This window comes from Corynebacterium aquatimens (genome assembly GCF_030408395.1).
In the GTDB taxonomy this organism is placed as follows: Bacteria; Actinomycetota; Actinomycetes; order Mycobacteriales; family Mycobacteriaceae; genus Corynebacterium; species Corynebacterium aquatimens.
The window spans coordinates 144785-157417 of record NZ_CP046980.1 but is presented as its reverse complement, the minus strand read 5'-3'; the positions used below and the strand labels follow the sequence as shown (position 1 = coordinate 157417).

The 12633-nt window shown below is 61.5% G+C and carries 14 protein-coding genes and 4 tRNA genes; 9 read left to right on the top strand and 9 right to left on the bottom strand.

The window, feature by feature from the left end; genetic code table 11:
- Positions 1-274: 274 nt before the first annotated feature.
- The 4 genes from CAQUA_RS00670 to CAQUA_RS00655 all read right to left on the bottom strand — a co-directional run bounded on the left by CAQUA_RS00670 (position 275) and on the right by CAQUA_RS00655 (position 1958).
- A tRNA-Arg gene (locus tag CAQUA_RS00670) sits at positions 275-350 on the bottom strand.
- Positions 351-407: 57 nt separating this feature from the next.
- Positions 408-1766 carry a magnesium transporter gene (gene mgtE, locus CAQUA_RS00665; protein ID WP_196824953.1) on the bottom strand — a complete coding sequence of 453 codons (1359 nt, stop codon included), beginning with the start codon at positions 1764-1766 and terminating at the stop codon, positions 408-410.
- Positions 1767-1791: 25 nt separating this feature from the next.
- Positions 1792-1867 (bottom strand) — tRNA-Arg (locus CAQUA_RS00660).
- A 1-nt stretch (position 1868) separates the two neighbouring features.
- Positions 1869-1958: transfer RNA gene (locus tag CAQUA_RS00655), tRNA-Ser, on the bottom strand.
- 77 nt (positions 1959-2035) lie between these two features.
- Between CAQUA_RS00655 and CAQUA_RS00650 the strand changes: the two genes are divergently transcribed.
- The 4 genes from CAQUA_RS00650 (at position 2036) to CAQUA_RS00635 (ending at position 4994) form a co-directional block, all read left to right on the top strand.
- A complete protein-coding gene (locus CAQUA_RS00650; protein ID WP_196824954.1) occupies positions 2036-3112 on the top strand; it encodes a histidinol-phosphate transaminase in 1077 nt (358 codons plus the stop codon).
- A gap of 58 nt (positions 3113-3170) precedes the next feature.
- A complete protein-coding gene (locus CAQUA_RS00645) occupies positions 3171-3581 on the top strand; it encodes a hypothetical protein (RefSeq protein WP_196824955.1) in 411 nt (136 codons plus the stop codon).
- 25 nt (positions 3582-3606) lie between these two features.
- Positions 3607-3978, top strand: a complete 372-nt coding sequence (locus CAQUA_RS00640) for a phage holin family protein (RefSeq protein WP_231375497.1) — start codon at positions 3607-3609, stop codon at positions 3976-3978.
- Positions 3979-4115: 137 nt separating this feature from the next.
- Entirely contained in the window at positions 4116-4994 is an 879-nt protein-coding gene (locus tag CAQUA_RS00635; protein ID WP_196824956.1) for a GDSL-type esterase/lipase family protein, read from the top strand.
- A gap of 9 nt (positions 4995-5003) precedes the next feature.
- On the opposite strand, the gene CAQUA_RS00630 is transcribed toward CAQUA_RS00635, so the two are convergent.
- Positions 5004-5088: transfer RNA gene (locus CAQUA_RS00630), tRNA-Ser, on the bottom strand.
- 75 nt (positions 5089-5163) lie between these two features.
- Positions 5164-6393 carry an aminotransferase class V-fold PLP-dependent enzyme gene (locus CAQUA_RS00625; RefSeq protein ID WP_196824957.1) on the bottom strand — a complete coding sequence of 410 codons (1230 nt, stop codon included), beginning with the start codon at positions 6391-6393 and terminating at the stop codon, positions 5164-5166.
- 173 nt (positions 6394-6566) lie between these two features.
- Between CAQUA_RS00625 and wzm the strand changes: the two genes are divergently transcribed.
- Genes wzm through glfT1 form a run of 3 tightly spaced genes read left to right on the top strand, consistent with a single transcriptional unit; the run spans position 6567 to position 9140 of the window.
- The gene (wzm, locus tag CAQUA_RS00620; RefSeq protein ID WP_196825677.1) at positions 6567-7415 is read left to right on the top strand and encodes a galactan export ABC transporter permease subunit Wzm/RfbD; all 849 of its coding nucleotides are present in this window, start codon (positions 6567-6569) and stop codon (positions 7413-7415) included.
- A gap of 16 nt (positions 7416-7431) precedes the next feature.
- Positions 7432-8238 carry a galactan export ABC transporter ATP-binding subunit Wzt/RfbE gene (gene wzt / locus CAQUA_RS00615; protein WP_196824958.1) on the top strand — a complete coding sequence of 269 codons (807 nt, stop codon included), beginning with the start codon at positions 7432-7434 and terminating at the stop codon, positions 8236-8238.
- Complete coding sequence (glfT1, locus tag CAQUA_RS00610) at positions 8235-9140, top strand: galactofuranosyltransferase GlfT1 (RefSeq protein ID WP_196824959.1); 906 nt, start codon at positions 8235-8237, stop codon at positions 9138-9140. The genes wzt and glfT1 overlap by 4 nt, the downstream gene beginning before the upstream one ends.
- Here the strand turns inward: glfT1 and CAQUA_RS00605 are convergent.
- The 3 genes from CAQUA_RS00605 to CAQUA_RS00595 are packed head-to-tail and all read right to left on the bottom strand — an operon-like array spanning position 9094 to position 10961.
- Positions 9094-9534, bottom strand: a complete 441-nt coding sequence (locus CAQUA_RS00605) for a GtrA family protein (protein ID WP_196824960.1) — start codon at positions 9532-9534, stop codon at positions 9094-9096. The two genes, glfT1 and CAQUA_RS00605, sit on opposite strands and share 47 nt — an antisense overlap.
- 11 nt (positions 9535-9545) lie before the next feature.
- Positions 9546-10481 carry a hypothetical protein gene (locus CAQUA_RS00600; protein WP_196824961.1) on the bottom strand — a complete coding sequence of 312 codons (936 nt, stop codon included), beginning with the start codon at positions 10479-10481 and terminating at the stop codon, positions 9546-9548.
- Between the two features lie 24 nt (positions 10482-10505).
- Complete coding sequence (locus CAQUA_RS00595) at positions 10506-10961, bottom strand: hypothetical protein (protein ID WP_231375499.1); 456 nt, start codon at positions 10959-10961, stop codon at positions 10506-10508.
- 18 nt (positions 10962-10979) lie between these two features.
- On the opposite strand from CAQUA_RS00595, the gene CAQUA_RS00590 reads away from it, so the two are divergent.
- Together CAQUA_RS00590 and dprE1 are read left to right on the top strand one after the other, a co-directional pair.
- The gene (locus CAQUA_RS00590) at positions 10980-11180 is read left to right on the top strand and encodes a hypothetical protein (protein WP_196824963.1); all 201 of its coding nucleotides are present in this window, start codon (positions 10980-10982) and stop codon (positions 11178-11180) included.
- A 20-nt stretch (positions 11181-11200) separates the two neighbouring features.
- Entirely contained in the window at positions 11201-12616 is a 1416-nt protein-coding gene (dprE1, locus tag CAQUA_RS00585; RefSeq protein ID WP_196824964.1) for a decaprenylphosphoryl-beta-D-ribose oxidase, read from the top strand.
- Positions 12617-12633 lie beyond the last annotated feature (17 nt).

Below are 12633 nucleotides of genomic sequence, written 5' to 3'. Positions count from 1 at the left end.
CCGAGTACGTGGAACACCGGTACCAACTACGCGGACTCGCGGTACCAACTACCCCGAATCGACAAAGAAATGACACAATGCAAGGATTTACTGACGTACCTCATGGATAGAATTTGCTGTGGGCTTCATTGAGAAAAGGCCTACTGGAAACACGGCGAACCACCACTACGCCCCGACTAACCCAAAACCGGTGCCCCAGAACACAAAAAACTGAGACACCGGTTTGTCCACTATGTCGCGACTCATCTGTCAAACATGTCGCGACTCAGGACAGTGGCGCGCCCGGAGGGATTCGAACCCCCAACCTTCTGATCCGTAGTCAGATGCTCTATCCGTTGAGCTACGGGCGCAACTCGCTAAACTGTACTCCCCCGACCGAAGAATCCAAAATTGCCAGCTAGGACCAGCTAAATCCCCAGCACCGCCTTGGCGATGAAGAAGTAGATCACCAAGCCGGTGGCATCGCAGAAAGTGGAGATGAAGGGGTTGGAAAACACCGCCGGGTCCGCGCCGACGGCCTTTGCGATGATCGGCATGGCACCGCCGACGGTGGCGGACATCGTGCACACGGCCAGCAAGGTCAGCCCAATGACGGTGCCGATGTCCATGCCGTAGAAGATGGATGCCACACCGAACCCGAGTGCGCCCAGCACGGCACCTAGCGTGAGCCCCACGCGGACTTCGCGCCACATGACCTTGACAATGTCGGACTTGTGCACGTCGCCGAGTGCCAGCGCGCGCGTGACGGTGGTGGCGGCTTGGTTACCGGTGTTGCCGCCGGTGCCGGTGAGCAGCGGAATGAACAGGGACAGCACGACTTTCTGTTCCAGGGTGGCCTCAAAAATATCCAGGACCTGGACGGTGAGGATGGCGGAGACCGCCAAGACGAGTAGCCACACGATGCGCGAGCGCACCAGGGCGAGCACCGGCGTGGTGAAGTAGGGCTGGCGCAGGGACTCGGAACCACCGTGGCGTGCGGAATCCTCGTTGTCCGCGCTCTCCACGATGCGGTACGCCTCGTCGTACGTGAAAATGCCCACGAGCTGCTCTGAATCATCCAGAACCGGAATAGCGATTCGCCCGGAGGTGAGGAAGGTGCGCGCAGTGTCCTCGGCATTATCGCTGGCGTGCGCCGTGGGTGTTTCGCTCGCAAGATCACTCATTACCGTGTCGCGATCGGCGAGGAAGAGGTCCCGCATTCGAACGGCGCCCAAAAGTAAACGGTCCTCATCAACGACTGGCAGGGTGTAGATCGTTTCCAGGTGGTCATGCTGGTCGCGAATCAGTTCCGCCGCGTCCCCCACCGTCATTTCGCCGGTGATCAGGGGAATCTCCGGGCTCATGACGCGCCCGACGGTACCCTTTTCGTAGCCAAGAACAACGTTCGTGCGGTCCTTGTCGTCCTCGCCGAGCTCCTCGATGAGTCGGTCGGCAACTTCGGCCGGGAGTTCGTCGAGAAGCATGACGCGATCCTCCGCGCCCATCTCCGTGAAGAACTCGTTGACCGAATCACCGCCGAGCGCGGTCACCAGCTCAGCCTGGTGGCGCGGGTCGAGCGAATCAAAGACAATGCTCGCGCGCTCAGGCGGGAGTAGGCGGAACAACACGGCACCCTTTTTCGCGGGATACCGCTCCATGAGGCGGAGGAGGTCATTGAGCGGGGTCTTGTTAACAAGACCTTGGATTTCTTCCGCGCGATCCGAATCAATCGTGCCGCTAGACTTCAGCACTTCGCGCAGCTGCGACACGGCAGCGTCTGTTTTCATAACTGCCATTATGGCGCATAAAAAGTGGCGCGCCCGGAGGGATTCGAACCCCCAACCTTCTGATCCGTAGTCAGATGCTCTATCCGTTGAGCTACGGGCGCGTGGCGGAGATGACAGGATTTGAACCTGCGGCCCTCGCGAGAGAGCAACTCCTTAGCAGGGAGCCCCATTCGGCCACTCTGGCACATCTCCAAAGCCGAATTTGAATAGTACCTAATTCCGCGCCTTAGACACAAATACTTGAGACTCGAATACTAGAATTTCACTCCATGATCCGCCCTGATTTGGAATCCATTCCCGCGTACGTGCCCGGCACCAGTGACCCGGAGGCGCTGAAGCTGTCCTCGAATGAGTCCCACGTACCGCCGATTCCGGCCGCCGCGGATGCGATGGCGCGGGCCGCGGCTAACAGTAACCGCTACCCGGACATGTCAGTGGTGGCATTGAAGAGGGCACTCGCTGACCACCTGGGGGTGACCTCCCACCAGGTCGCGGTGGGGTGCGGCTCATCCGCGCTGTGCCAGCAGCTGGTGCAGGCTACCTCGACCAGCGCCAACAACGTCATCTACCCCTGGCGCAGCTTTGAGGCGTACCCCATCTTCTGCTCAATCGTGGGCGCGCAGCAGCGTTCGGCTCCACTGTTAGACTCCGGCAAGCTCGATTTAGAGGGCATGGCTTCGCTTATCGACGACTCCACCTCACTGATTTTCCTATGCACGCCGAACAACCCCTCAGGCGCTGTGATCTCCACCGATGAGTTCCGTCAGTTCATGTCGCAGGTCCCCGATCATGTCACCGTCGCCTTGGATGAGGCGTACTTTGAGTACGTACGCGACCCGGAAGCCGTGAACGCGACGGAGGAAATCCGCAACTATGACAACGTCGTGGGGCTGCGAACTTTCTCCAAGGCATACGGGTTAGCCGGCGCGCGCGTGGGGTACGCGTTCGGCCCTGCGGAAATCATCGAGGCCCTGGACAAAGTGGGCGTGCCGTTCCAGGTCAGTGCCGTGGCGCAAGCAGGCGCTCTTGCATCCTTGCGCCGTCGCGACGAGGTGCTGGACCGCTGCGAAGAAACTGTTGCGGTCCGCGACGAGGTGGCGGACCACGTAGGTGCTGCACACTCGCAAGCGAACTTCGTCTGGCTTCCCGCGGGCCACACGTTCGACGGCCTGACGATCGACCCCTACGACATGGCATCCCGCTTAGCCGTTCACGGGGTTCTGACCCGCGCGTTCCCAGAGGGCCTTCGCGTGACCGTGACCAACCAGGAGGAGGCCGATGAATTTCTCTCCGCGTGGGATGCGTCCGTCGCCGAGGCCAAGGCCAGCGCCGATGCTGCCTCGTGAGCGGTTTGATGCCAAATTGTAAGAATCGGCTGATGCATTCCCGGCTACACTGGCAGGAGTGAAACTGAACTACTCCCTGACCTCGGGCTTTGCTTCCGGCGATGGCGCGGTCCCCACGACAGACAACGTCGATGCATGGATCGCCTGGACCACCGATCCCACCTCCACCACTTTGTACTTGGCCCCGCGGGCAATCCCCGGACTGAGCGAAAATGCAGCGCTGTACGGCGTGCTGGTTGGTGAGCTAGGGGGCGTCGATAAGCATGCACTCGCGTCTGGGGTGAACCCGCAGGAATTGGCGTACCACGACGGCGCGAACGCGACGATTGAGCTGGACGCACCGCTGCCCGCTGAGGCGATTCGCATTGTTGCGGCGGCGAACCGCGCGGGGCTCCGCGGCGCTCAAGCAGCGCTGGCGGACGTGCCGGGTGAGCGGCAGTTTCACGTTATGAGCGAGCTATACATCTAGAAAATCGAAGAGAAAGAAATCAATCATGGTGCGTTTTATTACTGACATTATTGTGACCATCCTGGCCCTCTGGCTGGTTACCGCAATTGTCCCCGGCGTTGAAGTCAACGGCGGCGTCGGCTCCTTCATCTGGGTCGCCCTGGTGTTCATGTTCGTGAACGCGGTGATCTCCCCGATCCTGCACACCCTGAGCCTTCCGCTGAAGATCGTGACCTTCGGTATCTTCTCACTGCTGGTCAACACCCTCCTGTTCTCCATCACCGGCTGGCTCTCCGGCCTGAACATCAGCGGCTTCTGGGCCGCATTCTTCGGTGCGATCGTGATGACCATCGCACTGTGGATCGTCGAGGGAATCTTCTCCGCACTCGGCGCAAAGAACACCGAAGCAACCGTCTAAGGTTCTTTTACCCATCCCGTCGGCCCTCTGGTCGGCGGGATTTTTCACGTGACAACAGTCTTAGAATTAGCTAAAATCGTCACTCCAGTAACACACGTTAGTGGGGACTGCCCCCCCGGACACCTGAAAGAAAACTGATGTTCCGCACGAAAATCCGCTCCAAAATCAGCACAGTTCTTGCCGCCTGCCTGGGTGTGGCAGCACTTGGCGCTGGCACCATGACCGTCACCGCTGACGCGGCACCGAACGGCAACATCGTCACTTTTGGTGATTCCTACACATCGAACCCTGACGAGCTACGCAACACGGTGAAGGGGATCAAAATCCCGCAGGTGCAGCACTTCGTGTGGGGCACCTACCCCAGCCGTGATGGCTGCCTGCAGGCCCCGAATAACTGGCCGCGCATGCTCGGCGGCATGACCGGCGCGCCGATCTCGGACTACTCCTGCACTGCGGAGTCCTCCCACGTGATCCCAGGCAAGGTTGACCGGGCAATCCGCAACGGTGACATCCACCGCGGCACCCGCGCCGTTGTTATCGCCGTTGGCATCAACGACTACGGGCCGTGGGGCATAGCCCGCGGCGCAAACCCATTGGACCAGCCGCGCATGCACCGCGAGTACGTGCACAACATCAGCGTTGCAGTGGGCAAGATCCGCCGCGCCGCTCCGAACGCGAAGGTCTTGCTGCCGGGCACCTTGTCCATTTCGGAGCCGTACCGTTTGAACTCCATTTGTCTCCTGGTCGCGGCACCGAACATGCCAATTGGTCTTCCGCTGCCAGCCCTGCAGCAGGTTGAAAACTTCAACCGCGACAATCAGCGTGCGGCAGCCCGCGCAACCGGCGCTACCTACATTGAGATCAAGGATCCGTCCGCTGGCCACAACACCTGCGCACTAGACAAGGACCGCTGGGTCGTGGGCTTTATGGACCCGTACGTGGAGCACAACATGAACCTGCACCCCTCCCCCGCTGGTTCGCGCTTCATGGCGGAGCAGGTCGCGCGCAACCTCTAAAGAAAAAAGCGGAGACGGCGGGATTTGAACCCGCGGAGGTGTGACCCTCGCTGGTTTTCAAGACCAGTGCATTCGGCCGCTCTGCCACGTCTCCTTGCCCGATGCCAACGCTTCGGGCACAAGGAATTCTAGCTAACGGCGGCCCGTGGGCGTGAATCGTGGGGGCTGTTTACGCCAGGGAGGCCACGACGCGGATTAGTTGGTTGATGTCCGCTTCCGTGTTGAAGGGGCTCAAGCCCACGGTCACGGCGCCGTTCATTTCCTCCAAGCCCATGTCCGTCAGCAGCGGGGACGGCGCGGCAAGGGATGTGACGATGCCGTTGTCAATGAGGCGCTCGTACACCGTCGCGGCGGGAACGCCACGCACGCCGAAGGTCAACACCGGGAGCCGGTCGGGGGCAGCTTCTGCTGCTGCTTCACCACTGGCGCCCATGATGTGGACCGCGGGCAGGGTGCCTAGGAAGGTGTACAGGTCATCGCGCAGGTGATCCATGTAGGCGGTGGTCTGCGTCATGGAGGCCTTCAGCCGGTCACGGCGGGTGACTTTGCCGGAGGCAGGCTGCTGCAAGGCAGCCAAAACGGCTAAGTGTTCCACTGCTTCGGCGGCGCCGCCGGCGAGGCCCGGCGCGACATCCAATGCGACGGTGCCGCCGAGGCGGCGGAACATCGCGGTGTCGCGGAAAACCAGGGCGGAAATCTGCGGGCCGCCGATCTGACTCACATCAATGCCGACGATGTCCGCGCCCCACTCATCGAAGTCGATGCAGCGGTAGGCAGCGTACGCCGATGCGTCCACAAGCACCCAGGCGCGCGAGCGCTCATGGACCATATCCACCACGTCAGCGACGTCCACGAGCGTGCCCAGTTGGTGGTGCGCAGCGGGAACGGTGATTAGGCGCGTGGTGCCGCTAACGAGCTCTGTGAACTGCCAGGCAGGCAGCTCCCCTGTGCCCAAGTCGGCGTGAGCGCGGCGCACATCTGCATCGACGAGGGAGAGCCCCGCGTGAAGCTCCGGGCGGTCTAGGTGCGTGACCACAACGGAAGAGTTGTAGCGGAACTGCGGGCGCATCGCCGCGATGAGGGAGGCGTAGAGGACCGGCAGGCTGGGACCAAGCACCACGCGGTTGGCCGTAGCGCCGACCAGGTCGGCGATGGCGTAGCGGGCGCTGGCTAAGTAGTTGAGCCCCTCCGGTTGGCCGATGAGGCGGCGGGAGTGGGAGCCTGATGCAGCCTCAGGGGGAGAAACGGATGCGGCCAAGCGGAAAGAGCGAGCAACCGCAGAGGCGACGCGTTCGGGGACTTGCGGGCACACGTCCGCGTTCAGGTAAGTCCACCCGTTGGACAAGGAGCTGTACAGCCCACGCACACTGGCGACATCGTACGACCAGTCATACGCCACGGCACGGCCCCTTTCCTTTACGTGTATTCATCCCTTGAGTGAGGATCCCCAATGGGAACTAGTATGCCTGCGCGGCGGGTAGAACGCACACTGGCCCCCAGACGGTGACTAGGGTTTAGGACGTGGTTGCACACCAGCAGGAGAAAGAGAAACTGCGCGCCGATGTGTCGCGGATGACGTCCGCTGACGCAGACGCGCCGCCAAAGTCCGCGTCCCAAACCATGTCTGCCGCCGCCTCGGACCTCACCCGGGGGTGGGGCCAGTACGAGCTGTGGTTGCAGTTGGGCTGGCAGGACATTAAGCAGCGCTACCGCCGAAGCGTGCTGGGCCCGTTGTGGATCACCATCGCGACGGGCGTGATGGCGCTGGCGCTCGGACTGTTGTATTCCATGCTCTTCCAGATCTCCGTGCGGGAATTTCTTCCGCACGTCACGGTCGGTTTCATCGTGTGGGGTTTCATCTCCGGCTGCATCAGGGAAGGTGCAAACGTCTTCATTGACAACGAGGGGCTGATTAAGCAGCTTCCTTCCGCCTTAAGCGTGCACGTGTACCGGTTGGTGTGGCGCCAACTGCTGTTTCTAGCGCACAACATGGTGATCTGGCTGGTGCTGGTGATCATTTTCCGCATCCCGCTCACGCTGCACACGCTGTTGGTGGTTCCGGCGTTGGCGCTGCTCATCCTCAACGGGGTATGGGTCACCATGCTCTTCGGCGTGGTGGCTACCCGTTTCCGCGATGTTGCGCCGCTGCTTGAGGCGCTGGTGCAGCTGTTGTTCTACGTCACGCCGATTGTCTGGACCACGCAGACGTTGAAAGAACAAGGCGGTGACGTGGCGCAGCGCGCGAAGATCGCGGAGCTCAACCCCTTGTACCACTACCTTGAAATCGTCCGCGCGCCACTGATTGACCAGCCGCTGGCCGCCTACCACTGGTGGGTGGTGTTGGGGTGCACTGCCGTTGGTTTGCTCCTGGCGCTCGTGGTTATGAAGCAGTGGCGCTACCGCGTCCCGTACTGGGTCTAACAGGTGAGTGATAAAAATGGTTTCCATTGATACGTACGGCGCCTGCGTTGACTTCCCCATCTTCGACGCCAAATCGCGCTCGCTAAAAAAAGCAATGATCTCTTCTGCTGGCGGGGCGATTGGTAAGAACGAATCCAATACCGTCGTCGTTGAGGCGCTGCGTGACATCAACTTGCACCTTCGTGAAGGCGATCGCGTGGGGCTGGTCGGCCACAATGGCGCCGGCAAGTCCACGCTGTTGCGCCTTCTCTCCGGCATTTACGAGCCCACCCGCGGCGTGGCTAACGTTCGCGGCCGAGTGGCCCCCGTCTTCGACCTGGGCGTAGGCATGGACCCGGAGATCTCCGGGTATGAAAACATCATCATCCGCGGGCTCTTCCTTGGGCAGACACGCAAGCAAATGAAGGCAAAGATTGATGAGATCGCGGAGTTCTCGGAGCTCGGCGATTACCTCAACATGCCGCTGCGCACCTACTCCACGGGCATGCGCGTGCGCTTAGCGCTTGGGGTTGTCACGTCCATTGAGCCAGAGATTTTGCTTCTCGACGAAGGGATTGGCGCCGTTGATGCCGCCTTCATGGCCAAAGCTCGCCACAGGTTGGCCGAGCTTGTGGAGCGCTCCGGAATTTTGGTGTTTGCCAGCCACTCCAATGATTTTTTGGCGCAACTGTGCAACACAGCGCTGTGGATCGATAAGGGCGAAATCCGCCAAGCAGGTCTTGTGGACGAGATTGTGGAGGCCTACGAAGGACCCGAGGCCGGCAAATACGTCCGGGATCTGTTGGTGCGCTTCGACAGTGAAGAGGAAGGTCTGGGCCAGTGAGCACCCAACTCAATGCACACGGCACGACCGCCGCAGTGATCGTGACGCACAAACGCGTCGATCTACTGGAACGATCCTTGCGCCAGGTCGTCCGGCAAACGCACCCTGTGGACTGGGTCGTTGTGGTGGATAACGGGTGTGAGGAAGCCGTCGATAAGCTAGTGAGCTCTGTGGCTGGCGAACGTGCGGTGTACCTGCCGTCGAAGACAAACCTCGGGGGCGCGGGTGGCTTTGCGTACGGATTCTTGCACGCGCTGGCGTTGGGCGCGGACGCGATTTGGTGCGCCGACGATGATGGAATGCCCGCGGATTCGGGCGTGTTGGAAGAGCTGTACCGCGTGGCCACGCGTGAGGGGCTGAGCGAGGTCTCCCCCGTTGTTGCCAACATCGACGACGCGGAAGCCTTGGCGTTTCCGCTGCGCCAAGGGCTTGTGTGGCGCCGGCGCCGCGATGAACTAGAGGGGGACTTCCTGCCGGGCATTGCGTCGCTGTTCAATGGCGCGCTGATCTCCGCGAAAGCGATGGAGCGCATTGGCGTGCCGGACTACCGCCTGTTCATCCGCGGCGATGAGGTGGAATACCACCGCCGATTAGCGCGCAGCGGGATGCCGTTTGGGACCGCTCTGACGTGCGCATACCTGCACCCGGACGGCTCGAGCGAGTTCCACCCCATCATGGGCGGACGCGCACACGCGCAGTACCCGGACAACGAGGTCAAGCGCTACTTCACCTACCGCAACCGCGGCTACATCATCGGCCAGCGGGGAATGAAGAAGATGCAGCTGCAGGAATTCGTGCGCTTTGGGTGGTTCTTCCTCATTGAGCGGAAGAACCCGAAGGAATTCGTGCGCTGGCTTAGGCTTCTGCGGATGGGTGCGCAGGAAGATTTCCGGCGTCCTTAAAGATGAGGACGCGCTGGAGCACAAAGTTGGTGATCGTTGCCACGCCTTGCGCGATGACGAAAGAAATCGTGTCCTTCCACGGATCTTCAAAGCCCAAGGCGATCAGCGGCGCGTTTGTCAGCTTGAACAAGCCCACCTGAATCGCGAACGTCGTGGCGTACAAAATAAACACGGCCCAAGCTCGTTTGGCCGTGAGCTCCGCCTTGAACGTGTAACGCGAATTCAGCACATACGCCGTAGCGGTTCCCGCGCACCAGCCGATAATTTTCGCGTTCACGCGGTCCCACCCAGCAACGTGGGTGAGGGTGTAGGTCAAACCGAAGTCAATGCATGCGGTAAACAGGCCCACGATGGTGAAGCGGATGAGCTGGGCTAATGCAGAATCTGTTTTCACGGCCGTGAAGTCTACTCGGCGGGGCCCTGGCGGCGAAGCAGCGCGCGGTAGACGTCCAAGCGATCCACCGCCGATGCCGATCCCGGCCCATACGCGCCGATCCCGGCGAGACGCACCAACGACCCGGAGCACAGGCGCTTCGCGCCCGCCGCCGTGACCTTGTTGCCGTGGGCTTCCGTATAGCCAAGCGCATCCATCGTGGCCTCAATGACAGCATCCGTGGTGGACGCATCGGTCATGCACGAATGGGCTAGCACCGTGGCCCAAAATGCATCGCGCGCTTTTGGTGATTTCTCCCGCGGCAGGCTCCGCAGTGTTTCGCGCTTGCGACGCTCCATGCTTTCCGGGCGTTCCAAGTCCATTGCCTTGAGCAGTGCTGGGAAGTCCAGCGAGGGCGCACGGTCTACCACGTCTTTGACCTCCGGACGCGTCTGCCCCAAGACGGCCTGGATCGCCGTTGGCCCAAGCAGCTGCGCGTTCACCGCGGCGATATCAAACGAGCTGTCGGGGAAACTTCCGGCACCCGCCACGCACAGCGCAGTGGGCGTCGCCGAGTCACGCAGATAGTCCTCCAACGCCGTAATCTGGAACGTCCACAGGCCCCAATGGAAAAACAGCTCGTCCCCAGGGTGCGCAAGGTAGCGGCCAAGGGGATCGTGCGGGTCCAACCGGCCGTCATCATCGTATCCGTGCGTGAAACGCTCAGGACTGTCCACCTGGGGCAGGCTGAAGGCCTTCTCAATGACGCCGCGGAAGTCCTCCAACGTGGTGTCACCGCACACACCAATGTGGCGCAGCACCTCTTCGTCCCCGAGCGCGACGCTGCAGCGCACCAGCAAAGTGCGCCCGCTTAAGTCTGTCCCCCGAAGACGCGCGCGGGCCGCTGCAAGGTCGACGACCTCCGCCACCTGCTGGTGGCGTTGCGGACGGTACAGCGTGCTGGGCATGACCCCAGGGTAGCTATTTTCGCGCTATCGCCGAGCCAGCGCTTCCGTCACCGCGAAGGTGGCAATGGCCGCAGCGGCGCCGATCCGGGTGTGCGGGCGGGCCCAGCCCTTCTTACGCAGCGTGGTGTTCAGCCAGCCATGGAATTTCACGTGCCCGGCGAGTGCACCGGCCAACCCCGCGGTGAGACCGACGAGCAATCCCCAGGTCTTCGCGGGTGAACCCACCTCGTGCCCGTGGTCCAGCTGGGCGGTCAAGTCATTGCGCGGGTCCTCATCGAAGGAGTTGAACACGCCAATGGTGGCAACAAGCGCAGCGAGGACCCCCAGCGAGGCCACCCCGCGGCCCCGAGCTACGTAGTCCGGCACAGCATAAAACGCGCCGACGAACGCCGCTTGAAGCGCGCGGCCCGCCGTCGTGTTGTCAAGCGCGTTGTAATCAATGGCGGTTTCACCAACTTGGTCTTGGATCGTGGCTGTCATGGGTGCCATAGTAGGCGTATGAGTGAAAAGCACATCGCGGCACAGTTGACCGAGGTTCCGCTGGATGACTACATGACGCGGTTGGTGGCCCAGGAACTCCCGTTGCTCGACAGCGTCAGCCGCGGGATTGTGTATGAGGAATTGCACAGCTACGACGGTCCTGTGATCTGTAGCCAAGACGAGCTTCCTCCGCGCGTGCGCGAAGTCCTAGACCTCTAGCCGCGGGTAGGCTGGCGGGCATGGAACTTCACACCACCGCCAAATCGCTTTACGGCTGGGGGCGCACTGCACCGTCCACGGCCCACGTTCTGAGCACCCCGGATGTAGAGGTAATCGCAGACGCAGTCCGCCTCGTTGCGGAAGCTAATGAATCATCGCCAAAGGCCGTCCAGCGCGGCGTAATCGCCCGCGGAATGGGCCGCTCCTACGGCGACCCCGCGCAAAACGGCGGTGGCTTAGTCATTGATATGCAGCCACTGAGCACAATCCACTCGATCGATCCTGAAACCGCGATCGTAGACGTGGACGGTGGCGTGACGCTGGACCAGCTGATGCGTGCAGCCGTGCCGTACGGCCTGTGGGTCCCGGTGTTGCCGGGCACCCGCCAGGTCACCATCGGTGGCGCGATCGGCCCAGACATTCACGGCAAGAACCACCACTCCGCCGGCTCCTTCGGTGACCACGTGCTGTCCATGGAGCTCCTTGTCGCAGACGGCCGCGTGCTGCACTTGGAACCGAACGGCTCCCCGGATGACCCGGACGGCACGTTGTTCTGGGCCACCGTCGGCGGAATGGGCTTGACCGGCATTATCCTGCGCGCCCGCATTCAAATGACGCGCACGGAAACCGCGTACTACATCGCGGACACGGTCCGTACCTCCACGCTGGATGAGACCATTGAAGAACACAGCCACGGTCAAGAGGAGGGCTACACCTACTCCTCCGCATGGTTCGATGCGATCTCCGGTCCGCCTAAGACAGGCCGCTCGACGATTTCCCGTGGTTCTCTAGCTACGCTTGCGCAGCTCGAGGAATTCGCGCCGAAATTGGCAAAGGACCCGCTGAAGTTCTCGGCCCCGCAGCTGCTCACCGTGCCAGACATCTTCCCGTCCTGGACGATGAACAAGCTGACGCTTATGGCGATCGGTGAGGCCTACTACTTCATGGGCAAGGACAGCAAGAACGACATCAAGAACCTGACGCAGTTCTACCAGCCGCTGGACATGATCGCGGAGTGGAACCGCGGCTACGGCCCAGCTGGCTTCCTGCAGTACCAGTTCGTCGTGCCCACTGACGCCGTTGAGCCGTTCAAGCAGATCATCTACGACATCCAGTCTTCTGGCCACTACACGGCGCTCAACGTGTTCAAGCTCTTCGGTGAAGGCAACCGTGCCCCGCTGAGCTACCCGATGCGCGGCTGGAACGTCTGCGTGGACTTCCCAATCCGCCCGGGCCTGCACTCCTTCCTGGACCGCTTGGATGACCAAGTCATGGAGTTCGGCGGCCGTCTCTACCTCGCGAAGGAATCACGCACAACCGCAGAAAAATTCCACGCGATGTACCCAGAGATGGACAACTGGCTTGCCACCCGCAACGCGATTGACCCGCACGGCGTTTTCGCCTCCGACATGTCCCGTCGACTTGAGCTCGCGTAGCTCGCTCAGAAAATAAG